The following is a 24,735-nucleotide window of genomic DNA, read 5'->3' on the forward strand; positions in this document are numbered from 1 at the left end:
TCAGGCGCCGATGAGTTTCTTGCCCGCGCGCGCGATCCAGGACGTGCCGCTTTCGCGCGGTTCGAGACCGCCCGACTGCAGCAGCTTGTAGGAATCGGCGTACCACTGGCTGTCCGGGTAGTTGTGCCCGAGCACCGCCGCCGCCGTCTGGGCTTCGGCCGTCACGCCCATCGAGAAATAGGCTTCGACGAGACGCGCCAGCGCTTCCTCGACCTGGTTGGTGTTCGGATATTGCTCGACGACGACGCGGAACCGGGAGATGGCGGCAAGATATTCCTTGCGCTCGAGGTAATAGCGCCCGACCTGCATCTCCTTGCCGGCGAGCTGGTCCCGGGCGAAGCGGATCTTGGACTGCGCGTCATCGACATATTCGGAGTCCGGATACTTGTCGACCACCACCTGCATCGCCTCGATCGCCCTCTGCGCAGGCTTCTGATCCTGCGTCACCGCCGGGATCTGCTTCGTATAGGCGAGGCCCTGGATATATTGCGCATAGGCCGCGTCCTCGGACTGCGGATAGAGATTGAGATAACGGTTGGTGGAGTTGATGGCGTCCTGGTACTGGCCGTTGCGGTACGCCACGAAGGCGTTCATCACCAGTGCCTTGCGGGCATATTCGGAGAATGGATGCTGCCGGTCGATCGCGTCGAACTTGCGCCCCGCTTCCGTCGTCTTGCCGGCATTCAAGTTGGCCAGGCCCTGATTATAAAGCACTTCCGGCGGATCGGTCTCGGCGGTGAGCTTGGTAATATCGATATCCGGGTCGTTCTGGCAGGCGGTGATCAGGCTGCTGCCGGCAATAGCCGCAAGAACGACGGCGGCGACACGCGCTGATTTTTTTATGTCAACAGAGACTGCAAGAACCATCGGATATTCCCGTTTCACCTACAGCGCCGCGCGTCTTAACCAAACGCGCAAAGGTCGCTGTAGCACTTTAGATTGCTGCATGTCTCCTTACATCGAGGTCGATTTAAGGAGACATGCAGTAGCGGTTGGCATCCGCCAGACTTGCGCGTTTTAGAGCAAGTTGCCTCAAGACCGCAACGTCATGATCGGCAATTCATGCAAATTTGTGACGCTCCAGCTGGTTTCCGCAGAGGACGCGCTGTTTTCCAACCCGATTCGTATTGTTTCATTACTACCCCCTCATGAAAAACGCCGGCCTTTCGGCCGGCGACTGGAGAGAAATGAACTGTATTCTTATGCGGACCAGGGCGCAAATCCCGGGGCAGCGACCGCGACCAATTCGCGGGACCGCGTGCGCTGGCGCTGGGATGCGGTTTCGACAACCTCGTAGGCCGTCGGGTCGCTCAGAAGAGCCTTGAGCGCGTTGGCATTCATCTTGTGGCCGCCGCGATAGGAGCGATAGCATCCGAGGAACGGCGCGCCTGCAAGCGAAAGGTCGCCCACGGCGTCGAGCGTCTTGTGGCGGACGAACTCGTCCGCATAGCGAAGACCCTCGACATTGACGACCGTGTTGTCGTCGGAGATCACCACCGAATTTTCGAGCGACGAGCCAAGCGCAAAGCCGGCAGCCCACAGCCGCTCGACGTCGCGCATGAAGCCGAAGGTCCGCGCCCGCGACAGTTCCCGCTTGAAGACCGCCGGTGTCATGTCGCCCTTCCAGGCCTGGCGACCGATCAGCGGGCAGTCGAAATCGATCTCGACCTCGAAGCGCATGCCGTCATAGGGCGTGAACTCCGACCAGGACGCGCCCGATTCGATGCGGACCGGCTTGAGGATGCGGATGTAGCGGCGCTTGACCGCGAGCGCCTGGATCCCCGCCTGCTCGATGGCGTCGATGAAAGGCTCGGAACTGCCATCCATGATCGGCATTTCCGCGCCATTGACTTCGATCAGCAAGTTGTCGAGGCCAAGCGCGTAGACCGCCGCCATAACATGCTCGATGGTTGCGATCGACGTCGCCGGCGAAAGTCCGAGGACGGTGCACAGATCCGTGTTGCCGACCTGCGACGAAACGGCTCTGAACTCGCTCACGCGCCCGCCGGCAAGAACCCGCTGGAAGACGATCCCGGCATCCGCCTCGGCCGGATGGAAGGTGATCTCCACCTCGGCACCGGAGTGAACGCCAATTCCCTTGAGAGTTATCGGGCTTGCAATCGTTGTCTGAAACCCGAGCAGTTCGATTCCCATTCTCTCGTCACTTTCAAATCAATACCGGCCGAAGCCAAACTCTTGCGGGGCGCCGCGACGATCAGCGCAGACCTACCGATCGTGACCCGGCAGCTGTCGGCCGAAGACACGTTCTTCGAACTGCAGCGTCCGATGGAATCGCATGCGTCCCCTATCCGATGTTGAAAATAAGAGTTCGGAGGCACCATTCCAAATCACTGTTCGTTTCGCTTTGTTACGCAATTCATATGCGCACAATGGAAATCTCAACCCATTGAATCAAAACGAGAAAGTGAAAATGCCCGGGCTAACGCCCGGGCACCGGCAAGGTGAGGGAACGGCTCGCGAATCAGTTCGATTGACGGCGCAGGAACGCCGGAATCTCAAGCTGATCGTCTTCTTGCGAGCGCATTTGCGGCGCTGCGCGACCATGATCGTCGAGCTGACCGCGACGCGGCGCATAGAGGCTCGCCTCCGGCGACAGCGGGCGGCGCTGCTGGGAAGCGGCACTCGGCGGCGCCGATGTCATGTCGGACGCGACGTTCTGGCTTTCCCGCTCACGCAGCCCGAGCGAGCTGGTGATGCGGTTGAGCAGGCCCATCGGACCCCGCTCTTCCTGAAGCGCGGCCGCCGGCTGCGCGCGGTGGTCGATCTCGGCCTTCACGACGGGCGGAAAGTCCTCGACCTTCGGCATGCGCACCGGCTCGGCCTGCTGGCGCACGACCGGGGCGGGTTCCTGGCGGACCGGCTGCGGTTGGAACTGCGGCTGGGCCTGAGCCTGGATCGGCGCTTCGACGGGCCGCGGCATCGGCTGCGGCGCGCGGGCTACGGGAGCGGCCTCCACCGGAGCGGCGCCGGCAAAGAGCTTGCTCTGCGGGCGAAAGGCCTCTTCCTGGACCTGTGGGGCCGGTGCAGCGACCTGTGCCCGGGTTGCAATGTCGAGTTCACGCTCCATTTCGGCCTCGCGGATCGCAAGTGCGATCGGATCGACCTGCTGAACCGGCTGTTGGACCGGCTGCGGGGCGATCTGCTGGACCGGCTGTTGCGCGACTGGCTGTTGCAGGACGGGCTGCTGCGGGGCCGGAATGGCGACAGACGGACGAACGATCGGCTTCGGCGCTACCGGGCGAAAGTCGGCGGAACGGCCGGCAACCTCCGCAGCTCCACGATCGATACCGGTTGCGACCACCGAGACCCGGATCAGGCCTTCGAGGTCTTCGTCGAAAGTGGCGCCGAGAATGATGTTGGCGTCCGGATCCACTTCCTCGCGGATGCGCGTTGCCGCCTCGTCCACCTCGAAGAGGGTGAGGTCGCGGCCGCCGGTGATCGAGATGAGCAGGCCTTGCGCGCCCTTCATCGAAGTTTCGTCGAGCAGCGGGTTGGCGATCGCCGCTTCCGCGGCGGCCATGGCACGGCCTTCGCCGGATGCCTCGCCGGTGCCCATCATGGCACGGCCCATTTCGCGCATCACCGAGCGGACGTCGGCGAAGTCGAGGTTGATGAGGCCTTCCTTGACCATGAGGTCGGTGATGCAGGCGACGCCGGAATAGAGAACCTGGTCGGCCATGGCGAAGGCGTCCGCGAAGGTCGTCTTGTCGTTGGCGATCCGGAAGAGGTTCTGGTTCGGGATGACGATCAGGGTATCGACCGACTTCTGCAGGTCGGCAATGCCCTGGTCGGCGATGCGCATACGGCGCCCGCCTTCGAACTGGAAGGGCTTGGTAACGACGCCGACGGTCAGGATGCCCTTGTTGCGGGCCGCCTGGGCGACGATCGGCGCAGCGCCCGTGCCGGTACCGCCACCCATGCCGGCGGTGACGAAGCACATATGCGTGCCCTGCAAATGATCGATGATCTCATCGATGCATTCTTCGGCAGCCGCGCGGCCCACTTCCGGCTGCGAGCCAGCACCGAGACCTTCGGTAACGGCGACACCCATCTGGATGATCCGTTCGGCCTTGGTCATGGTGAGCGCCTGCGCATCCGTGTTGGCGACCACGAAATCGACGCCCTGGAGGCCCGCGGTGATCATGTTGTTGACGGCATTGCCGCCGCCGCCGCCGACGCCAAAGACCGTGATACGGGGCTTCAGCTCGGTAATGTCCGGCTTTTGCAAGTTGATGGCCATAGTACCGTTCCTTCTCTTTCTCTGGCCGCCTTGCCGAGCCGGCCAAATCTTTAAAACTCAAATACCCGTCTTGCCCGGCGCCACACTTGCGCCGGCGGAACTCAGAAACTCTCTTTCAACCACTGGCCCATTCGGGCGATACGGCTGTTGCCGCCGCCGAAGGCGGAGAGCATGCCGCCCTGGCTGGCATGCGTCTCGAGATCGGCGACCTGCGGATAGATCATCAAACCGACGGCCGTGGAGAATGCCGGACCCTTGGCGGCCGCCGGCAGGCCCGAAACGCCGAGTGGCCGGCCGATGCGGACGTTGCGCGCCAGGATCCGCCGCGCCGCTTCCGGCAGGCCGGTCAACTGGCTGGCGCCGCCCGTCAGCACGATGCGCTTGCCGACGATCGGACTGAAACCGGACCGTTGGATGCGGTCCCGGATGAGTTCCAGCGTTTCCTCGATTCGGGCGCGGACAATGCGCGAGACGAGCGCGCGCGGCACATGGGTCGGCTGGTCGCGGTCGTCCTCGCCGATCGGCGGCACGGAAACGATATCGCGCTCGTCGGCGCTGTTCGGAAGTGCCGAGCCGTGCACGACCTTCAGCCGCTCCGCATCCTCGATCCGCGTCGACAGTCCCCGTGCCAGATCGGTCGTCACATGATGGCCACCCAGGCTGACGGCATCCGCATGGACGAGCTTGCCCTCGGCGAAGACCGAGATGGTCGTCGTGCCACCACCCATGTCGATCGCCGCGCAGCCGAGCTCGACCTCGTCGTCGACGAGTGCGGCAAGGCCGCTGGCATAGGGCGTGGCGACGATGCCTTCGACCGAGAGATGCGCGCGGTTGACGCAAAGCTCGAGATTCTTCAGCGCGGCCCGTTCGACGGTCAGTACATGCATGTCGACGCCGAGGACGTCGCCGAACATCGCCAGCGGGTCGCGGATGCCGCGCTCTCCGTCCAGCGAGAAGCCGGTCGGCAGCGAATGGAGGATTGCCCGATCGGTCCTGAGCGACTGCTGGCCGGCGGCGGCGAGCACCTTCTTGAGGTCGTTCGCGTCGACCTCCTGCCCGCCAAGGTCGATCGTCGCCGTATAGACGTCGCTCTGCAGGCGGCCGGCCGAGACATTGACAATGAGGCTGTCGATCGTCAGCCCGGCCATCCGCTCGGCTGCATCGACGGCAAGCCGCACGACGCTTTCGGCGGCATCCAGGTCAGCGATCACGCCGTTCTTCACGCCGCGCGATTTCTGGTGGCCGATGCCGATGATCTCGATATTGTGGGTGCGGCCGGGCAGGATCTGGCTCTCGGCGCGCGGCGTCAGCCGGCCGATCATGCAGACGACCTTGGTCGAGCCGATGTCGAGCACCGAAACGACGTGCGACCGCTTCGAGGAAAGCGGCTTCAGGCGCGGAAGGCCAAAATTGGCGGACCCGAACAGACTCATATCCGCTTCTCCTGCTCCTTCAGCATCTTCTCCCTCGCCTTCAGCGCCACTTCCCGGCGCGCAACCGCTTCCGGCGTGAGTTGCACGGTCGTACGGTCCTCAAGCCTCAGATCGACGGCAGCGATATCGCGCTCGAGAAGCTGGTGACCCTCTTCCATCTCCGCGAGAACCCGCATCGCCCTGGCGACATCCTTCTCGGGAAGCTTGACGACAATGCCGGTGTCGAGGCGCAGATCCCAGCGCCGGCTCGCGACACGCACGAAGGCCCTTACGCGCGAGCGGAACTCCGGCCAGCGGGAAAACTCGTCGTAGAAGGCGGCCGCCGCCGTCTCGGCATCGCGGCCGACGAAGAGCGGCAGTGCGGCGAATTTGTTGTCGCGCAAGGGAGCGATCACGCTGCCGCTGCGCTCGATAAGCGACAGGTCCGACCCGTGCTGCCATATGCCGAAGGCCCGGCGCTCCTTGAGGTTCACCTCGATGGTCGCCGGATAGACCTTGCGCACGGTGACGCTTTCCACCCACGGCAATTCGCCGATCAGGCGGCGCGCCTCGGCGATATCGAGCGCCACGAGCGAGGTCGTTCCGTCGAGACCGAGCTGCTGGAGGATGTCGATCTCCGAGGTCTGCTCGTTGCCGGAGACCCGGACGTCTTCGATGGCAAAGCCGGCAGCCGTCGTCGACGCCTGCGCGAAGTTCTGCGTGTGGCCGCCGAGCGACATGCCGTAGAGGCCGGTCGCCAGAAGAAAGGCGGCAGCGGAAAAGGTACCGGTATGAGCCGGGAAACGGACGCGGCCGGCACCAAGGCTGACCAGGAAGCGGACGCCCTTGCGCAGCGGGCGCGGCAACACGAATGCGTCATCACCCTCGGCGGCGACGCCGAGCGAAGGACGAACCCTTCTGCCCCTTCTGCCCCTCAACGCAAGCACGATGCGTCCTCCACGATCCACCTTAGAAACTCACCAAACTGAAGGCCCGCATGCTGCGCCATTTCTGGCACCAGGGAGGTCGGGGTCATGCCGGGCTGCGTGTTGATCTCCAGCCAGATCAACTCGCCCTCGCCATCGCCACGATCATCGAGACGGAAGTCAGATCGGCTGACGCCGCGGCAACCGATCGCCTGATGCGCCTTCACCGCCAAGGATTGTATTTTTTGGTAAATATTTGGTGAAATCCGCGCCGGAATGACATGCGTCGAACCACCTTTTACGTATTTCGAATCATAGTCGTAGAAGGCGTGGCCCTGCGGAATGATCTCGGTGACGCCAAGCGCCACGTCGCCCATGACGCCGCAGGTGAGTTCGCGGCCGGCAATGTAGCGTTCGACCATCACCCGGTCGCCGTAGCGCCATTCGCTGGAGGTAATGACCTGCGGCGGATGCGACTGGTCTTCCTTGACGATGACGACGCCGAAGCTCGACCCCTCACGCACCGGCTTCACCACATAGGGCGGCTTCATCGGGTGAGCGTTACCGAACGCGCGGCGATCCATGATCAATGCCTCGGCAACCGGAATGCCGGCGGCCTTGGCGACGTGCTTCGCCTGCGCCTTGTCCATGGCAAGCGCCGAAGCCAGCACACCGGAGTGGGTGTAGGGGATCTCGAGATACTCGAGAATACCCTGGATCGTGCCGTCCTCGCCGAACGGCCCATGCAGCGCATTGAAGACGACATCCGGACGCAACTCTGCGAGGACGGCAGCCACGTCACGCCGGACATCGACGCGGGTGACGCGATAGCCCTCGGCTTCCAAGGCATCCGCGCAAGCCGCCCCGGAAGACAGGCTCACCGGCCTCTCCGAGGAAAATCCGCCCATCAGGACAGCAACATGCCTGCCGCTCATTTAGACCCCCAAACAGTACGCCACTATCGCAAAGCTTGCTTGCGTCTGGCTGTTTCCATCAGCCCCGAGTCGCGAGATCTCCGCGTAGGGCCACTACAACGACATTATGGTTAATGAATCGTTTACTTTGGTTAACTCTTGTTGCGGGGGCGCTGTCTGCCCTCAACAGAATCAACCCGTATCAACGGCTTCGCGGCTGAATCGGCACTTTCTATGGCGGCGGTTACGGCTAAGCGCGGAATGCAAAAGGGGCCGCGACGTATCTCCGTCGCGGCCCCCGTTCACTTGAGCTTTTTTCGCCTCAGCCCGCAGCGCGGCCGAGAAACTCCTTGATCTCGTAGCCCGGCATGAATTTGCCGATCCGCTTGATCTCCCATTCGAGCTTGATGCCGGAATGCTCCAGCACTTGCGCGCGCACCGTCTCGCCGAGATATTCGAGCTCGTAGCCGCTCGCCTGGCCGGTGTTGATCATGAAGTTGCAGTGGAGCGGCGACATCTGGGCCCCGCCGATCATCATGCCGCGGCCACCGGCCTCGTCGATCAGCTTCCAGGCCGAATGGCCATCGGGATTCTTGAAAGTGGAACCGCCGGTTTTCTCGCGGATCGGCTGTACCGTCTCGCGATGCTGGCGCACCGCATCCATGTCGTTGCGGATCTTCGCCTTGTCTTCCGGAAAGCCTTCGAAGATCGCATGCGTGAAGATCAGATCCTTGGCCGCGGCGGTATGCCGATAGGAATAGCCCATATCGGCATTGCTCAAAACATGCCGGTTGCCCTTGCGATCGACCGCGTGGACCTCGGCGACGCGTTCCCGCGTCTCGCCGCCGTTGGCGCCAGCGTTCATCCTCAGCGCGCCGCCGATCGAGCCCGGTATGCCATAGTAGAAGTAAAAGCCGCCGATGCCATGGTCGAGCGCCATGGCCGCGATGTTCTTGTCCGGGCAGATCGCCCCCGCCTTGATGCGGTTCTCGCCGACGATCTCCAGATCGCCGAAGCCCTTGGCGGAAAGGCGAATGACGACCCCTGGAATACCCCCGTCGCGCACCAGCAGGTTCGAGCCGACGCCGATCACCATCACCGGCACCTCCTCCGGCACCAGCTTGAGGAAAGCGACCAGATCATCCGTATCGTGCGGCTGGAACATCAGCTCGGCAAGCCCGCCCGCACGAAACCAGGTCACGCGGTCCATCGGGGCATCGGGCGTGATTCGACCGCGAATTGCACTGACGCCGCTTCCGAGCGCGTCCAGGAGTTTCTGACCGTTAACCTGCTTCATGCTTCAACTTCCTGAAATTTCCGCGAGTTCCCTGGGAAGCGCCGCGGCCCAATAGGTGATGCTGCCAGCCCCCAAGAGAACCACAAAGTCGCCCGGCTGCGCAATCTTCGAGACGACCGGTGCCAGCGTTTCCTGGCCGGTGAGGTAGCGAGCGTCGCGGTGGCCGGCGGCCTTGATACGATTGACGAGCGCTTCGGAATTGACGCCGTCGATCGCGTCCTCGCCTGCCGCATAGACCGGCGCGATCAGAATGGTATCGGCATCGTTGAAGCAGGAGGAGAAATCCTCGAACAGGCTCGACAGGCGCGAATAGCGGTGCGGCTGGTGCACGGCGACGATGCGCCCCTGGCAGGCCTCGCGCGCCGCCCTCAGGACCGCCTTGATCTCCACGGGATGATGGCCGTAGTCGTCGAAGATACGCGCCCCGTTCCATTCGCCGGTAAGCGTGAAGCGGCGCTTCACGCCGCCGAAGGAGGCAAGTCCCTTGGCGATCGCCGCCGGCTCCATCCCGAGACGCTGGGCGACGGCGACGGCTGCGGTGGCGTTCGAGACGTTGTGGCGGCCGGGCATCGGCAGGCGCAGGCCCTCGAGCTGAATCACCTGGCCGGTGCGACGGCGGCGGATCTCGATGTCGAAGACGGAGGTTGCGCCGTCCATCCGGACATTGTGATAGCGCACATCGGCTTGCGGGTTCTCGCCATAGGTCACGACCTTGCGGTCCTCGATCTTGCCGACCATGGACTGGACTTCCGGATGATCGAGGCAGAGTACACCGAAACCGTAAAAGGGCACGTTTTCGACAAACTGCCGGAAGGCCGCGCGCACGGCGTCGAAATTGCCGTAATGGTCGAGGTGCTCCGGGTCGATATTGGTGACGACGGCGATATCGGCCGGAAGCTTCAGGAAGGTACCGTCGGATTCGTCCGCCTCGACGACCATCCACTCGCCTGCCCCCATGCGCGCATTGGTGCCATAGGCATTGATGATGCCGCCATTGATCACCGTCGGGTCGAGACCGCCGGCATCGAGCAGCGCCGCGACCATCGACGTCGTCGTCGTCTTGCCGTGGGTGCCGCCGATGGCGATCGCATTGCGGAAGCGCATCAGCTCGGCCAGCATCTCGGCGCGGCGCACCACCGGCAGGAATTTTTCGCGCGCCGCAATCAGTTCGGGATTATCCTTCTTGATCGCCGTCGAGACGACCACCACCTCGGCATCGCCGAGATTTTCCGCCTTGTGACCGACCGAGATCTTGATGCCCTTTTCGCGCAGACGCTGCACATTGGCGCTGTCCGATTGGTCCGAGCCCTGCACCCGGTGGCCGAGATTGTGCAGCACCTCAGCGATGCCGCTCATGCCGATGCCGCCGATCCCAATGAAATGTACCAGCCCGATCGTCTTCGGCATTTTCATGAGCGTGCTTCCTTGAACTTGGCGACTGTCGAGCCGCTGGCAATAGCCTCTACCAGGGACGCAAGCAAGCGCGCGGCGTCCGGTTTGCCGGTTTCCCGGGCGTTCGCGGCCATCTGCGCCAGCGCCTCGGGGTTGTTCATGGCGTCGGAAAGGATGCCCGCGAGCCGCTCGGCGCTGAGCTCCGCCTGGGCGATGACCCGCGCCCCACCCTTGGCGGCAAGTGCTGCGGCATTCGCCGCCTGGTCGTGATCGAGCGCGTAGGGATAGGGAACGAGGACGGCCGGGCGGCCGATCGCCGACACCTCGGAAACGGTCGAGGCCCCGGAGCGGCAGACCACCAGATGCGCCGAGGCGATCCGCGCGGCCATGTCGGTGAAGAACGGCGACACTTCCGCCGGGATGCCGAGCTTGTCATAGGCGGCGGCGACGCCTTCCCGATCCTCGGGGCGCGCCTGTTGCGTCACCTTGAGCCGCTGGCGCTGCCCGTCGTCGAGACGGCAGATCGCTTGCGGCACGGCCTTCGAGAAAAATTGCGCCCCCTGGCTGCCGCCGAAGACGACGAGATGGAATGGGCCACCATCCGACGCCGCATAGGCGACCCTCGCCGCATCCAGCACCGCGGGGCGGACAGGGTTTCCGGTCATCACGGTCTTCGCGGCAAAGGCGCCCACCCTCTCGGGAAGAAAACCGCCCGCAATCGCCTGCACCCGCGAAGCCAGCATCTTGTTGGCGCGCCCCATCACGGCATTCTGCTCGTGGATCAGCGACGGAACCCTCATGCCGGTCGCGGCAAGCAGCGGCGGCACCGTCGGATAGCCGCCGAACCCGACGACCGCCCTGGGTTTGTGACGGGCAATCAGACGCCGCGCAGCGCGCAAACCGGTCCAGAGTTTCCAGGCCGATTGCGCCAACTTGATCGGGTTCTTCGAACCGATCGTCGCAGAAGGCACGACATGCACCTCGTCGGCCGGAAATTTTCCCGCATAGCGCTCGGCACGGCTATCGGTCACCAGATGCACGGCGTAGCCGGACGCCTTCAGCTCGTGCGCAAGCGCCTCCGCGGGAAAGAGGTGCCCGCCGGTCCCACCGGCGGCAAGAAAAATGATGCCCTTGTCCATGTCTTACTCCGCCGGCACTCCGATGCCGGATCGAAAGAGGCTGCGCTCCACCGCGCGTTTCTCCGGCCGGTGACGGGTGAGCGCCAGGACGAAGCCGGCGGTCACGCAGATCGCCACCATCGACGAGCCGCCATAGGAAATCAGCGGCAGCGTCATGCCCTTGGCCGGGAGCAGTTCGAGATTGACGCCGATATTGATCATCGACTGGATGCCGATCTGCAGCACTAGGCCGGCGACGGCAAAGCGGTTGAAATCGTTGCGTTCGCGGAAAGCGTGGTTGAGCCCGCGCATGACCAGGAAGGCGAAGATCAGCACGATCACCATGCAAAAGATGATGCCGAACTCTTCTGCGGCCACCGAGAAGACGAAGTCGGTGTGGCTATCGGGAATGATGCGCTTGACGATACCCTCGCCCGGGCCGCGGCCGAACCAGTCGCCGCGGATGATGGCATCGCGCGCCGTATCCACCTGGAACGTGTCGCCCTCGCCGGTCATGAATCGGTCGATACGGCCGGCGACGTGCGGCAGCATCGTATAGGCGACGAAGAAGCCGCCCGCGGCCGCCCCGGCCAGCACGATGATCCAGAGCCACGGCATGCCGGCCATGAAGAACATGCCGCCCCATACCGCTGCAGTGAGAATCGTCTGGCCGAGATCCGGCTGGGCGACGAGCAGCGCGCCGACGATGCCGAAGAGCAGGATCGACAAGAGGTTGCCGGGGATCTCCGGCTGCTTGGCGTGCTCGGCAAAAAGCCAGGCGCAGACGACGACGAAGGCCGGCTTCATGAACTCGGACGGCTGGATCGAAATGCCGGCGATCGAGATCCAGCGGAGCGAACCCTTGACCTCCTCGCCCACGAAGAGAACGAGCACCATCATGCCGAGCGATGCAGCGAGCAGGATGATCGCCGCGCGCCGGACCTGCCGCGGCGACAGAAAGGATATGCCCACCATCACCACGAGCGACGGCAGGAGGAAGACCGCGTGACGCTTGACGAAGTGGAAGCTGTCGAGCCCGAGCCGCTCGGCGACCGGCGGGCTGGCGGCGAAGGAAAGCATGAAGCCGACGCCCATCAGCAGGATGAAGGTCGCCAGGAAGAACCTGTCTATCGTCCAGAACCAGTCGGCCACGGGGCCACGTTCGGCTCGGCTTACCATCTGTCTGTCCCCTTTTCCGGCGCACCATACGCCAACTTCCGAAAAACCCGGCTCCGACGCGCCTGTCCAGGCGTCGTGCGTCAGATGAGCATGGTCACGCCTTCGAGGGCCGCTACGTGGCCGACGAAGGCATCGCCCCGCACCTCGAAATTCTTGTACTGGTCGAAGCTTGCGCAAGCCGGGGAAAGCATCACCGCGGCCGGGCCCTGGCGGTCCCGCGCCGCATCCGCCGCCGCGTGCGCGACCGCCTTTTCCAAGGTGCCGGAAATCTCGTAGGGCACGCCTTCGCCGAGCGTCACCGCGAAGGCCGGCGCCGCCTCGCCGATCAGATAGGCCTTGACGATCTTCGGGAAGAACGGCGACAGCGAGGTGATGCCGCCTTCCTTCGGCAGGCCGCCGGCAATCCAATAGATCCGCTCGTAGCTCGAAAGCGCGGGAGCGGCCGCATCGGCATTGGTCGCCTTGCTGTCATTGACGAAGACGATGTCGTCCCTTTTCGCAACCGGCTGCATCCGGTGCTTGAGGCCCGGAAAACTCTTCAGCCCGTTGACAATCTCATCTTCGCTGACGCCGACGGCAAGGCAGGTGGCGACGGCCGCCGCCGCATTCTGGGCATTGTGCCCGCCGCGCAGCGTCTGGATGCCGGAAAGATCGGTAAAGAGCGACGATGTCCCGCCCTCAGCCCGCATGAGCGACGATCCCTCGGCATAAATTCCGTCGGCCGGCACATGACGGCGCGATATACGCACGACCCTGGTTCCGGCACGCTCCACCCGGTCGGCAATCAGGCTGGAGAAACTGTCGTCGACGCCGACGACGGCGGTAGCGCTTCCCGCCACCAATCGTTCCTTGATGTCGGCATAGTGCTGCATGGTGCCGTGCCGGTCCAAATGGTCGGGCGTCAGATTGAGCAGGATGCCGGCCGTCGGGTCGAGCGTCGGCGCCAGGTCGATCTGGTAGGACGAGCATTCGACCACGTAGAAGCGTCCTGCCTTTGGTGGATCGAGCGTCAGCACCGCCGTGCCGATATTGCCGCCGAGTTGCGTGTCCCGCCCGCTGGTCTTGAGGATATGGGCGATCAGCGCCGTCGTCGTCGATTTGCCGTTGGTGCCGGTGATGGCGATGAAGGGGCAATCGGGGGCATGGGCGCGGCGCTCGCGCACGAAAAGCTCGACGTCGCCGATAATATCGACACCGTTTTGGTGGGCGAGATCGACGGTCCAATGCGGCTTCGGATGTGTCAGCGGCACACCCGGCGAAAGCACGAAAGCCGCGAAGCCGTTCCAGTCGACATGACGCAAATCCGCCGTCGCGATTCCCGCGGCGCCGGCTTTCGCGACGCTCTCCGGATTGTCGTCCCAGGCGGTGACCTCGGCGCCGCCTGCGACCAGCGCCTCGGCCGTCGCCAACCCCGAACCGCCGAGGCCGAAGAGCGCGACCTTCCTGCCCCTGAATGTGGTGACCGGGATCATCTCGCTTACCGCAGCTTGAGGGTCGAGAGGCCGACCATCGCCAGAATGACTGCAACGATCCAGAAGCGGATCACCACCTGGCTCTCCGTCCAGCCCTTCTTCTCGAAGTGATGGTGGATCGGCGCCATCAGGAAGACGCGCTTGCCGGTACGCTTGAACCAGAAGACCTGGATAATGACCGACAGCGTCTCGATGACGAAGAGCCCGCCGATGATGATCATGACGATCTCGTGCTTGGTCGCGACGGCAACGGTGCCGATCAGGCCGCCCAGCGCAAGCGAGCCGGTATCGCCCATGAAGATCGCCGCCGGCGGGGCGTTGAACCACAGAAAGCCGAGCCCCGCCCCGATTACGGCGCCGAGAATGACGGCGAGTTCGCCGGTGCCGGGCACGAAATGGATCTGCAGGTAGTTGGCGAACACCGCGTTACCGGCGAGATAGGCGATCAGCCCGAAGGCGGCGGAAGCGATCATCACCGGCACGATGGCGAGACCATCGAGACCGTCGGTCAGGTTCACGGCATTGCCCGCGCCGACGATGACGAAACCGCCGAAAAGCACGAAGAAATAGCCGAGATTGAGCATCAGGTCCTTGAAGAACGGGAACGCCACGGACGACCCGAAAGTGGAGCCTGCCGTTCCGGTCGAAAGCGCCGCACGCATCATGAAGAAAACCGCAATCGCGGCAATCACGAATTCGATGCCGAGGCGCGCCTTGCCGGAAAAGCCCTTGTCCGACTGCTTGGTGACCTTGAGATAATCGTCGTAGAAGCCGATTGCGCCGAAGCCGAGCGTGACGAGCAGCGTCGACACGACATAGATGCTCGAGAGGTCGGCCCAGAGCAGCGCCGAGCCGACGATGCCGGCGAGGATCATCAGGCCACCCATGGTGGGCGTGCCGGCCTTCTTGAAATGCGTCTGTGGCCCGTCGGCACGGATCGGCTGACCCTTGCCCTGGCGGATGCGCAACGAGGAAATAATGGCCGGGCCGAACAGGAACACGATCAGGGCGGAGGTGAAGAGAGCTGCACCCGTGCGGAAAGTGATGTAGCGGAAGAGATTGAAGAATTGAAAGTGGTCCGCCAGTTCCACGAGCCAGATCAGCATAAGGGACCTTCCCCAAAGGTTTAGAATCGGACATCGTCCAACAGAATCATCTGATAGACGATACCCACTTGCACTTGACTATGTTAGGCCATTTCCCCTGGCCGAGGCCTTATCCACCAGCATTGGTGGCAACGCCGTTATACTTCCCCCGCTTCGGCCAACTCTTGCGGATAGGCATCGAGAAGCGCCTGAACGATCTTGGCGCAACCGGTGCCCTTCGACGACTTGACCATTACGACGTCGCCGGCGGCGACGGCGCCGAGCGCGTAGGCGATCAGGTCGCCCACGGCCTCGCGGTGCACGACCGAAATCTCGGCCGGCAAAGCGTCGCGCAGATGCGCCATGTCGGGACCGGCGAGCCAGATGTCGGTTATGCCCGCCTGAACGAGCGGCTCCGCCAGAGCGGCGTGTACGGCCGCGGAATGCTCGCCCATCTCCAGCATGTCACCGAGGATCGCGATACGGCGGCTGCCGGCAGGCGGCTCGGCGTCGCGCAGCAGGGCGATCGCCGCCCGCATCGACGCCGGGTTGGCATTGTAGCTTTCATCGATCAGCGTCAGGTGGCCGGCGCCAATCCTGAGGCGATGCCGCAAGCCGCGACCCTTTTCAGGCTGCATGGTGGCGAGCGAGGCAATGACGCGGTCGAGGTCCGCGCCGGCGAGCTGCGCGGCGGCAATCACCGCCAGGGCATTCTCGGCGATATGCCGTCCCGGTGCGCCGATCGTCACCTCCAGCGTCCTGCCGCCGATTCCTGCCCACAGGACGGAACGCTCCGCTCCCCCGGCGAATTCGATCAGCCGATATTCCGATTTGGGATTTGCGCCGAAGGCGTGGATGTGGCTGACGCCCGCCGCCACGGCTGCCCTTTCGAGGATGTCGAACTGCGGGCTGTCGCGGTTGATGACCGCGTGGCCGCCCTTGACGACGCCCTCGAAGATCTCCGCCTTCGCCGAGGCAATCTCGTCAAGACTGGCAAAGTTGCCAAGATGCGCAGCGGCAATGCTGGTCACGACGGCCACATGGGGACGCACCATCGCGGTCAACGGCCGGATCTCGCCATGGTGATTCATGCCTATCTCGAAAATGCCGAAATCGGTCGTCTCCGGCATGCGCGCAAGCGTCAGCGGCACACCCCAATGATTGTTGAAGGATGCGACGGAAGCGTGGACCCGCCCGAGCGGCGACAGGACATGCCTCAGCATCTCCTTCGTCGTCGTCTTTCCGACCGAGCCGGTGACGGCGATGACTTTCGCCGCACTCCGGTCGCGCGCGGCGCAACCGAGGCGGATCATCGCCTCCAAGACATCGTCGACGACGATCATCGGCGCGATCAGGCGCCCGAGCGCCGGGAGCTTTCCTTCGCTGACGACGAGCAATGAGGCTCCGTTGGCAAGCGCGATTCCCGCATAGTCATGGCCATCGACGCGATCGCCCCGGATCGCGAAAAAGGCCTCGCCCTTTTCAATCGTGCGGCTGTCGATCGAGATGCCGATGATACCTTCGGGCAGGTTGCCGACCGGGCGGCCGTTCATGGCCGCCAGGAGATCGCTGCATGTCCAGAGCCAGTTCAACTCACCGCCCTCCCAGCGCCTTGCGTACTTCCGCATGATCGGAGAACGGCAGCGTCACGGAGCCGATCGTCTGCCCTTCCTCGTGTCCCTTGCCCGCAACGATCAGCGTATCACCGGCCTTCAGCATGCCGACCGCAGTACGGATCGCCTCGGCGCGGTCGCTGATTTCGGTGGCGCCCCTGGCACCGGCCATGATCTCCGAACGGATCACCTCGGGAATTTCCGAGCGCGGATTGTCATCGGTGACGATCACTATGTCCGCCAGCCGAGCGGCAACTTCACCCATGATCGGACGTTTGCCCTTGTCCCGGTCACCGCCGCAACCGAAGACGATGATGACCCGGCCGGTGGTGAACGGGCGCACCGATTCAAGCACGTTTTCGAGTGCGTCGGGCTTGTGGGCGTAATCCACATAGGCAAGTGCACCGTCCGTCGTCTGCCCGACGAGTTCCAGCCGGCCGGATGCGCCCTGCAGCTTTTCGAGCGCCGAGAAGGCGGTCTTCGCCTCAATCCCGGTGGACATTGCGAGGCCGGCGGCGACAAGCGCGTTGGCGACCTGGAAGTCGCCGGCGAGCGGCACGTGGATTTCGAAGATGTCGTCGCCGACATGGACTTCCGCCGACTGCTTGTGACGGAAATGCTCGACCCGCTTCAAGCTGATGAAATCGCCATTGCGGCCGACGGTACGCACGTCATGCCCCGCCTTCCTGGCCGCGGCGATCGCCTCGCCGGACCATTGATCGTCGGCAAAAATCACCGCCGGCGAGCCCTTGGGCAGGAGCGCGCCGAAGAGGCGCATCTTCGAGGCCATGTAGTGCTCGACGGTCGGATGATAGTCCATGTGGTCGCGGCCGAGATTGGTAAAGGCGGCGGCGGCCAATCGGACACCGTCGAGCCGGCTCTGGTCGAGGCCGTGGCTCGACGCCTCCATTGCCGCGTGGGTCACGCCCTCGTCGGCGAGCTCGGCAAGCAGCTTGTGCAGCGACACCGGATCCGGTGTCGTCAGCGAGCCGTAGTCGTTGCGGCCAGGCGCCGTGACGCCGGTCGTGCCGATCATTGCCGCCGCAAGGCCGGAATGCGCCCAGATCTGCCGTGTAAAGGAGGCGACCGACGTCTTTCCCGCGGTTCCGGTCACCGCCACCATCGTCTCGGGCTGGCGCCCGTAGAAGCGGGCCGCGGCCCGTGCCAGGAACCGGCGCGGGTCGGAAAGCTCGAACACCGGCGCGCCGGTCTCCGCGCCGGCCCCCTTTGCGGCAATCACGGCCGCCGCGCCGCGCGACAGGGCATCGGCGATATAGGCCGTGCCGTTCGCCTTGGTCCCGGCGACGGCGACGAAGAGATCGCCCGCCTTGACCTGCCGGCTGTCGGCGGTGATGCCGGCAATCTCAATCGCCGAGGCGTTGCCCGTCAGTTGCGCCGAAAGTTCCGGGAAATTCGTTCCCGCCAGGTCCGTGATCTTCATGAACTGCACGTCTCACACCGATATCGATCCGCCGAAATCGCGAATCGTCCGCATTCTCATTTCACGGTCAATAAGACACAAGCAAGGCAGAACCGTCTTCTCCGAATTTCGGTTCGACGCCGAGCAGCGGCGCCGAGCGACTGATGATGTCGCGCACCATCGGCGCGGCGTTCGAGCCAGCGGTGCGCCCTCCGCCCTCGCCGGTCGTCGGCGCATCGATGAAGGTCAGCACGATGTACTTCGGATCGTCGATCGGAAAGGCCGCAAGGAAGGCGTTGAAGTTCAGGTCGTTCGAATAGCGGCCGTTGACGACCTTGTCGGCCGTGCCGGTCTTGCCGCCGACGTTGAAGCCCGGCACCAGCGCCCGCTTGCCGGAGCCGGCGATGCCGTTCCAGCGAAGCAGGAAACGCATGTCGTCGCTCGTGCTTTTCTTGACGACCGCCGTCGCAAGGTCGTTCGCCTGTTCCTCCGTGCGCGGCAGGAAGGTCGGCGGAATGAGCTTGCCGCCGTTGACCAATGCCGCGCCGGCCACCGCCGTTTGCAGCGGCGTGGTCGAGACGCCGTGACCGAAGGAGATGGTGATCGAATTGATCTTCTTCCATTCGCGCGGCTGGGTCGGCGATTTGACCTCCGGCAGTTCGGTCGGCAGCTTGGAAAGCAGCCCGAGGCGGGTGAGGAATTCCTTGTGCCCCGGGATGCCGATGAGGTCGGCGATCTTTGCCGTGCCGATGTTGGAGGAGTACTGGAAGATTTCCGGCACGGTCAGCACCCGGCGCTTGCCGTGGAAGTCCTTGATGGTGAAGCCACCGATGCGGATCGGCGCCCTCGCGTCGAAGCTGTCGTTGAGCGTCACCTTGCCGGAATCGAGGCCCATGGCGATAGTGAAGGTCTTGAACGTGGAGCCCATCTCGAACGTGCCGTTCGACATGCGGTTCATCCATCCCTCTTCGGCACCTTCGGCAGGCTTGTTAGGGTCGTAATCCGGCACCGATGCCATCGCCAGCACCTCGCCAGTATGGACGTCCATGACGACAGCGCCGGCGGCGATCGCCTTATAGTTCTTCATGCCGGAATCGATGACGTCACGGACGATATTCTGGACGCGCACGTCGATCGAGAGCTTGACCGGCTCGAGCTTGGCGTCGCTGGTCATGCCGATCGCCGCGAGATCGGCGAGGCCTTGGCTGTCGATGTAGCGCTCCATGCCCGCGACGCCGCGGTTGTCGATATTGACATGACCGAGGATATGGGCGGCAGTCGGCCCGCCGGGGTAGAAGCGGCGCTTTTCCGGGCGGAAGCCGATCCCGGGAATGCCGAGCGCCAGGATTTCGCTCTGCTGTTTCGGCGTCAATTGCCGGCGCAGCCACTGGAAACGCGAATTCGACTTGAGCTTGTTGTAGATCTCCCGGGCGTTAAGATCGGGCAGAACCGTTGCCAGCCGCTCAACCGCCTCGTCCGCATCGACGATCTTGTGCGGCTCGGCATAGAGCGAGACGGTGCGGATGTCGGTCGCGAGGATCTCGCCGTTGCGATCGAGGATATCGGGACGCGAGGCCATGAGATTGTCGGCACGCCCGATCGAGGACACCGTCTCCGGCTGCGCCATCCCGTATTGCACCAGCCGCCCGCCGATCACCGCATAGGCGAGACCGAAGCTCGCAATCACGATCGCAACGCGGCTTTTCGCCTGGCTGGCGCTCTTCTTGCGCGTCCCTTGGAACGTGACGTTGACGCCTGATTCCACGGGGCGGTTGTTGCCGCCGGCAGAGAAATGCGCCTTGCTCTTCAACACCATGATACGGGAGAGAAACGACATCAGCGCGCCACCGAACCTGTTGCGATGTTATCGGCATTGATGACGGCCGCGATGCCGTCTTCCTTCTTGCCCTTGCTCTTCTTGTCCTTGCCCTCCTCCGGGGGCGGCACATCCGCCTTCAGCATCGGCAGTTCCTCGGGCCTGGCGAGCTGCGTCGAGGGGGTCGGCGCCAGCTGCAGATCGGCGGCGAAGGCGCCGACGAGCCGTTCCAGCCGGTTCGGCTGGGTCAGCAGCGCCCAATCGGCCTTGAGCAGGTCGATCGTGTCCTCCTCGAGCTTGATCGCGGCGTCGAGCTTGCGGACTTCCTCGAGCTTGTTCTCGGCCTGGTGCTTGATCGTGTAGGTGACCGTGGCCGCCCCCGTCATGATGACAATCAGCACGATATCGAGCGTTCTGAGCATCGTTTCTTAGCCCCCTAGTCTGGCAAGACTCGCCAGCTCCGGCAGGTTGAAAATGGACTGATCATCTCCCGGCGACCGAGCCTCCGTGCGGATGCCGGCTCTTAATTTCGCCGATCGGGCGCGCGGATTGCGGGACGCTTCATCCTCGCTCGCCGCAACCATAGGCTTGCCGACTGGCGTGAAGGTTGCGTCCCGAGCGGTCACCAGCGGAAGGTGACGTGACCCGCCCGCTTTGCCCGAGCGGTCCTGGAAGAATGTCTTGACGATCCTGTCCTCAAGCGAATGAAAGGTGACGATGACGAGCCGCCCGCCGGGCTTCAGCACGCGCTCGGCGGCAAAAAGCGCATTGGCGAGTTCGCCGAGCTCGTCGTTGACGAAGATGCGCAGCGCCTGGAAGACGCGCGTCGCCGGATGGATCTTGTCCTTGGCCTTGCGTGGCGTCACCGTCTCGATGAGGTTGGCGAGATCACGGGTCGTTTCGAAGGGCTGCCCGGCACGGCGCTTCTCGATCGCACGCGCGATGCGGCCCGCCTGCTTTTCCTCGCCCAGGAATCCGAAGATGCGAATGAGATCGGAGACCTTAGCCCGATTGACGACATCGGCGGCCGAGACGCCGGCACCCGACATGCGCATGTCGAGCGGCCCCTGCTTCTGGAAGGAGAAGCCACGCTCCGCCTCATCGATCTGCATGGACGAAACGCCGATATCGAGCACGACGCCGTCGAGCCCGCCTTCCGGCGCATGGTCCGCCAACTCGGAAAAACGCGAATGGATGAGCTTGAGTCTTCCCCCGGAAGCGGCCACCATCGGCTGACCCGCAGCGATCGCCGTCGGGTCGCGGTCGAGCGCGATCACGTCGGCACCCGCATCCAGGATCGCGGACGTATAGCCGCCGGCGCCGAAGGTGCCGTCGAGAATGACCTTGCCGGACGCCGGAGCAAGAGCCGCCAGCACCTCGGCGAGCATGACGGGAATGTGACGAACCGGTCCGCCTTCGGCTTCAGAAGCTCTGTCGCCTTGATCCGTCACCATTCCGCCTCTCCACACTATTGCGGACGCAGGCCCCGCTGCTTGCGCCCCTCCCGGGCCTCCGCCTGCGCCCTCGCAAACGCCTGCGGCTCCCAGAGCTGAAAATGATCGCCCCGCCCGACGAAGGTCACGTCGGTCGAAATGCCGGTGAAGTCGCGGATGAAATCCGTCACCATCAGCCGGCCCTCCGGGTCGAGCCTCACGAAGACGCCGCCCCCGTGAACGAGGAGCGACATCTGGTTGGCCGCATCCGAAAACGGATCCTCGGCCGCCATCTGCCTCTCGAACCGATCCAGAAGCTCCGGTCCGCCGACGCTGATTGCCGGAAAGACGAAGTCCTGGAAACAGTATAGCTCTCGCACCCCCGCCTCCGTAAGCGCGGCGCGAAAGGCCGAAGGAACGGAAACCCGCCCCTTGGCATCGATCCGGTTCGTAGCATGTGACAAGAAGCGGTTCATGACGCGAAACGGCCGCCCCCACGTGACGGGCCATGGTCATCGGCCCGCGCGAACATTCGCCTGCACGCACAAAAGACCCCCGCCGGACATAAGCATGTCCGCCTGAACCTTCCGAGGAAGGAACACTGGAATTTTGCGATGATGGGCCACGACGCGGCCCTTGCGCAGTACCATTATGGGATAACATGGGACCAAATGGGCGTCAATGGGAGAAGCCTGGAAACAGCCTCGCGGATGATCAAATATTGATAGGTTGTTAAGTTTAACAAAGGGTTACGATCGGACTGCTAATGCCTTGGAATCCCGCGCAAAAGCAGTGCACAAAGTGTACCTAGGGCGCGACCGAAGGCCCGCCGTTCCCCGGCGTCGACGCCCGAAACCGCACCCTGAACGCTAAGAAGTAAAATCGCCAGTTGGCCTGTAAGCCGGGTTCTGTATGGCTCCACCTTCGAAGAGGCGGAACGTGGCAGCCATTCATCTGGGACTGCGCTTGCGCACAGCCTCGTGCAACCCACCCGGATGACGGACCTGGAAACAGGCTGGGCTTACGCCCGTGTCATCCCTATTCGGTCTTGCTCCCGGTGGGGTTTACCGTGCCGTCCATGTCGCCATGTCCGCGGTGGGCTCTTACCCCACCCTTTCACCCTTACTCCGCAGGCGGAGCGGTTTGCTTTCTGTGGCACTTTCCCTGGGGTCGCCCCCGCCGGACGTTATCCGGCACCGTGTTTCCGTGGAGCCCGGACTTTCCTCACCCCGCGGCCTTTCGGCACCTGCGGGGCGCGGCTGCCCGGCCAACTGGCAGAGGCTCATTAACCGACCGGGTAAGCTAGCGCCAGAAAAATCGACGCTTTCGCTTCTCTGCACCGGCCGCTCATCGGTAGGCGATCGCGAAATCGGTCTCGTATTCGCCAGCATCGAGCCGACCGTCCATCACCAGCGCCGCACCCAGCCGGCCGATCTCGTCGGAGCTTTTGGCCGCTTGCCCGTTGCCGCCCGTGAGCACGGCGATGCGATCGCTTACAAAGCCTATGTAAGGATAGCCGTGCGGCGTGAACGCCGTGACGCAAGGCGAACGATGCGTCGAAACCGGTCTGAAGCGCGGGACTGTATCGGCCAGCACCGCATGCAGGTGATCGGCCGCCTCGGCGCTGGCGCTGCCACGGAACCATTCCCTGATTGCCGGTTCGCCGGCAAGGATCCGGTCCGTCGGATCGCCGCCGATCTTGATGTAGTGTTTGCCGTCGGCATAGGCAACCGGCGGCAGAAGATAGTAGCTTTTCTCCTGCTCGGGCGCCGCGCCGATCAGTGACGGCATGCCATGAAATCGGGCGAGATCCTCCGCCGCGACTTGCGCGAACAGCACCGTGCGCGCCTTCACCACCAGATCGATCGGTCTCGGCAGCAGCGCGGCTGATACCGAAAAGCCGCCGGCGGCGATGAGAACGCGTCCAGCGCGCACCGACCGACGGTCAAGTGTGGTCACGACGACCGAATCCCCGGCCTCTTCGACAGCTACCGCTTCGAAGCGGATCACCCGCGCACCGGATTTCTCCGCGGCGATCGTCTGGGCACGCACCAGCGCCCGGGGATTGATATATCCGGCGCCGCGCGCCTCATGAATCCCCGCGTAGCCGCGCGGAAAGCGGAACCAGGGAAATCGGTCCGCGAGATCGTCGCTCGGGATCAATGGCGCATCGACCCCGAGCCGGTCGCGAGCCTGCGCCACCTTCTCGAGATAGTCGAAGGCGCTTCCAGGCGCCGGCGCCGCAATCAGGCAGCCGACCTCGAAGTAGAATTCGACGCCGCTTGCCTCTGTGATTTCGGGGTACCGATCGTTCGAGCGGCGCGCGAGACGCGCCCAGACCGGATCATTGTCGATCGTCCGGGTGATGCGGGCATTATCGTAGTGGCTGGCGAAAACGCCGCCGTGATTCGCCCAATCCTCCGGCTCGTCCGGCCCGACGAGGGCGACACGCGCACCTGCAAGGCTCAAATGGCGTGCCGCCGCAGCACCCATCATGCCCTTGCCGACAATAACGAAATCAAAGTTTTCCGACATGGATATCCCCTTGACGCTTCGCTGCGGGAATAACATGCCGCCCGGTCAATGACACCGAGTTGCTTCAAATATAATGTCATGCCGGAACGCGAGACCCATCCGGCCATGTCCTCGAACCCGCGGGAGTTCCAGAACCCTTGACGGCCGCCCGGCGAGCGGCTCGTTCGATATCAATTGAGAATGTTCTTGACCTTGCCGCAATAGCGCTTCGACACCGGGTTCATGCGCTTGGCGCCGTGGCCGGCATTGTACTTGAGGATCGTGCCGCAGGTCGTCCCGTCCGAAAGCTCCTGGGCCTTCGCCAGATACAGCATGCCGAACTTGATGTTGGTAGCGGGATCGTAGAGGCCCTTGGCCGAACCGGAATAGCCCATCATGCGTGCCGTGGCCGGCTTGATCTGCATGAGGCCGACTTCACCGGCGCTGCCCCGGGCGCTCGCATCGAAATTGCTTTCCACCTGGACGATGGCATGAGCGAGATCGACGGGAACGCCATATTGCTTGGCATAGGACTGGATAAGGATCGTGTATTGCGATCCGCGCGTCAGGTCGAATTGGGGAGTTGGATAGCCTGTCGTTCTCGTTACCGAGGGAATTGCAGAAGTCTTGATGGTCTTGTCGACACCCCCTGCATACGACGTACCCATCCCGGCGATGAACATGCCAAAGCATGCCGCCGCCGCAGCAACAAACGCTATTCTCATTTAGTTTGAAGTCTCCGGTCTGGGGAACTGGCCGGACGGCGCACCCCACCGTCGACCGATTTCCCGATCGTTTTCCTTGACAGGAGCACCCGTGCTAGACGCCGCATCTCCTGCGTTGATGGACCGGAAATGAAGGGTCTATCATGGTAAACATGTGG

The 24,735-nt window shown here is 63.7% G+C and carries 20 protein-coding genes and 1 other RNA gene; all 21 read right to left on the bottom strand.

Going from position 1 to position 24,735, the window contains the following annotated elements; translation table 11 throughout:
* The 21 genes from RHIBR816_RS0100445 to RHIBR816_RS0100545 all read right to left on the bottom strand — a co-directional run bounded on the left by RHIBR816_RS0100445 (position 1) and on the right by RHIBR816_RS0100545 (position 24,577).
* Positions 1-867: an outer membrane protein assembly factor BamD gene (locus tag RHIBR816_RS0100445; RefSeq protein ID WP_018234558.1), complete on the bottom strand. Its 867-nt coding sequence runs from the start codon at positions 865-867 to the stop codon at positions 1-3.
* Positions 868-1,200: 333 nt separating this feature from the next.
* Entirely contained in the window at positions 1,201-2,154 is a 954-nt protein-coding gene (gene lpxC / locus RHIBR816_RS0100450) for a UDP-3-O-acyl-N-acetylglucosamine deacetylase (RefSeq protein ID WP_018234559.1), read from the bottom strand.
* Between the two features lie 328 nt (positions 2,155-2,482).
* Positions 2,483-4,261: a cell division protein FtsZ gene (gene ftsZ, locus RHIBR816_RS0100455; RefSeq protein WP_018234560.1), complete on the bottom strand. Its 1,779-nt coding sequence runs from the start codon at positions 4,259-4,261 to the stop codon at positions 2,483-2,485.
* Positions 4,262-4,362: 101 nt separating this feature from the next.
* Positions 4,363-5,694 (bottom strand): cell division protein FtsA, encoded by a 1,332-nt coding sequence (gene ftsA, locus RHIBR816_RS0100460; RefSeq protein ID WP_018234561.1) that lies wholly within the window; start codon positions 5,692-5,694, stop codon positions 4,363-4,365.
* Positions 5,691-6,620, bottom strand: a complete 930-nt coding sequence (gene ftsQ, locus RHIBR816_RS0100465) for a cell division protein FtsQ (protein ID WP_018234562.1) — start codon at positions 6,618-6,620, stop codon at positions 5,691-5,693. The genes ftsA and ftsQ overlap by 4 nt, the downstream gene beginning before the upstream one ends.
* On the bottom strand, positions 6,608-7,534 hold the full coding sequence (locus tag RHIBR816_RS0100470; protein WP_018234563.1) for a D-alanine--D-alanine ligase: 927 nt from the start codon (positions 7,532-7,534) through the stop codon (positions 6,608-6,610). The genes ftsQ and RHIBR816_RS0100470 overlap by 13 nt, the downstream gene beginning before the upstream one ends.
* A 301-nt stretch (positions 7,535-7,835) precedes the next feature.
* Entirely contained in the window at positions 7,836-8,810 is a 975-nt protein-coding gene (gene murB, locus RHIBR816_RS0100475) for a UDP-N-acetylmuramate dehydrogenase (RefSeq protein ID WP_018234564.1), read from the bottom strand.
* A gap of 3 nt (positions 8,811-8,813) precedes the next feature.
* On the bottom strand, positions 8,814-10,223 hold the full coding sequence (gene murC, locus RHIBR816_RS0100480) for a UDP-N-acetylmuramate--L-alanine ligase (protein WP_018234565.1): 1,410 nt from the start codon (positions 10,221-10,223) through the stop codon (positions 8,814-8,816).
* Entirely contained in the window at positions 10,220-11,341 is a 1,122-nt protein-coding gene (gene murG / locus RHIBR816_RS0100485; RefSeq protein ID WP_018234566.1) for an undecaprenyldiphospho-muramoylpentapeptide beta-N-acetylglucosaminyltransferase, read from the bottom strand. Before murG ends, murC begins: the two co-directional genes overlap by 4 nt.
* Before the next feature lie 3 nt (positions 11,342-11,344).
* Positions 11,345-12,499: a putative lipid II flippase FtsW gene (gene ftsW, locus RHIBR816_RS0100490; RefSeq protein ID WP_018234567.1), complete on the bottom strand. Its 1,155-nt coding sequence runs from the start codon at positions 12,497-12,499 to the stop codon at positions 11,345-11,347.
* A gap of 80 nt (positions 12,500-12,579) precedes the next feature.
* Complete coding sequence (murD, locus tag RHIBR816_RS0100495) at positions 12,580-13,971, bottom strand: UDP-N-acetylmuramoyl-L-alanine--D-glutamate ligase (protein WP_018234568.1); 1,392 nt, start codon at positions 13,969-13,971, stop codon at positions 12,580-12,582.
* A 5-nt stretch (positions 13,972-13,976) separates the two neighbouring features.
* Entirely contained in the window at positions 13,977-15,077 is a 1,101-nt protein-coding gene (mraY, locus tag RHIBR816_RS0100500; RefSeq protein WP_018234569.1) for a phospho-N-acetylmuramoyl-pentapeptide-transferase, read from the bottom strand.
* A gap of 137 nt (positions 15,078-15,214) precedes the next feature.
* Positions 15,215-16,648 carry a UDP-N-acetylmuramoylalanyl-D-glutamyl-2,6-diaminopimelate--D-alanyl-D-alanine ligase gene (locus tag RHIBR816_RS0100505; RefSeq protein WP_018234570.1) on the bottom strand — a complete coding sequence of 478 codons (1,434 nt, stop codon included), beginning with the start codon at positions 16,646-16,648 and terminating at the stop codon, positions 15,215-15,217.
* Between the two features lies 1 nt (position 16,649).
* The gene (locus RHIBR816_RS0100510) at positions 16,650-18,110 is read right to left on the bottom strand and encodes a UDP-N-acetylmuramoyl-L-alanyl-D-glutamate--2,6-diaminopimelate ligase (RefSeq protein ID WP_018234571.1); all 1,461 of its coding nucleotides are present in this window, start codon (positions 18,108-18,110) and stop codon (positions 16,650-16,652) included.
* 67 nt (positions 18,111-18,177) lie between these two features.
* Positions 18,178-19,926, bottom strand: a complete 1,749-nt coding sequence (locus tag RHIBR816_RS0100515) for a penicillin-binding protein 2 (protein ID WP_018234572.1) — start codon at positions 19,924-19,926, stop codon at positions 18,178-18,180.
* Positions 19,926-20,327, bottom strand: coding sequence for a hypothetical protein (locus RHIBR816_RS0100520; protein WP_018234573.1), 402 nt, complete (start codon positions 20,325-20,327; stop codon positions 19,926-19,928). The genes RHIBR816_RS0100515 and RHIBR816_RS0100520 overlap by 1 nt, the downstream gene beginning before the upstream one ends.
* A gap of 6 nt (positions 20,328-20,333) precedes the next feature.
* Positions 20,334-21,359 (bottom strand): 16S rRNA (cytosine(1402)-N(4))-methyltransferase RsmH, encoded by a 1,026-nt coding sequence (rsmH, locus tag RHIBR816_RS0100525; protein ID WP_018234574.1) that lies wholly within the window; start codon positions 21,357-21,359, stop codon positions 20,334-20,336.
* Positions 21,360-21,373: 14 nt separating this feature from the next.
* The gene (mraZ, locus tag RHIBR816_RS0100530; RefSeq protein ID WP_018234575.1) at positions 21,374-21,814 is read right to left on the bottom strand and encodes a division/cell wall cluster transcriptional repressor MraZ; all 441 of its coding nucleotides are present in this window, start codon (positions 21,812-21,814) and stop codon (positions 21,374-21,376) included.
* Positions 21,815-22,219: 405 nt separating this feature from the next.
* An RNA gene (rnpB, locus tag RHIBR816_RS35365) (RNase P RNA component class A) lies at positions 22,220-22,613 on the bottom strand.
* Positions 22,614-22,685: 72 nt separating this feature from the next.
* Complete coding sequence (locus RHIBR816_RS0100540) at positions 22,686-23,873, bottom strand: FAD-binding oxidoreductase (protein WP_018234577.1); 1,188 nt, start codon at positions 23,871-23,873, stop codon at positions 22,686-22,688.
* Between the two features lie 170 nt (positions 23,874-24,043).
* Positions 24,044-24,577, bottom strand: coding sequence for a lytic transglycosylase domain-containing protein (locus tag RHIBR816_RS0100545; protein WP_018234578.1), 534 nt, complete (start codon positions 24,575-24,577; stop codon positions 24,044-24,046).
* Positions 24,578-24,735 lie beyond the last annotated feature (158 nt).

The sequence above is a fragment of the Ensifer sp. BR816 genome (genome assembly GCF_000378985.1).
Lineage (GTDB): Bacteria > Pseudomonadota > Alphaproteobacteria > Rhizobiales > Rhizobiaceae > Sinorhizobium.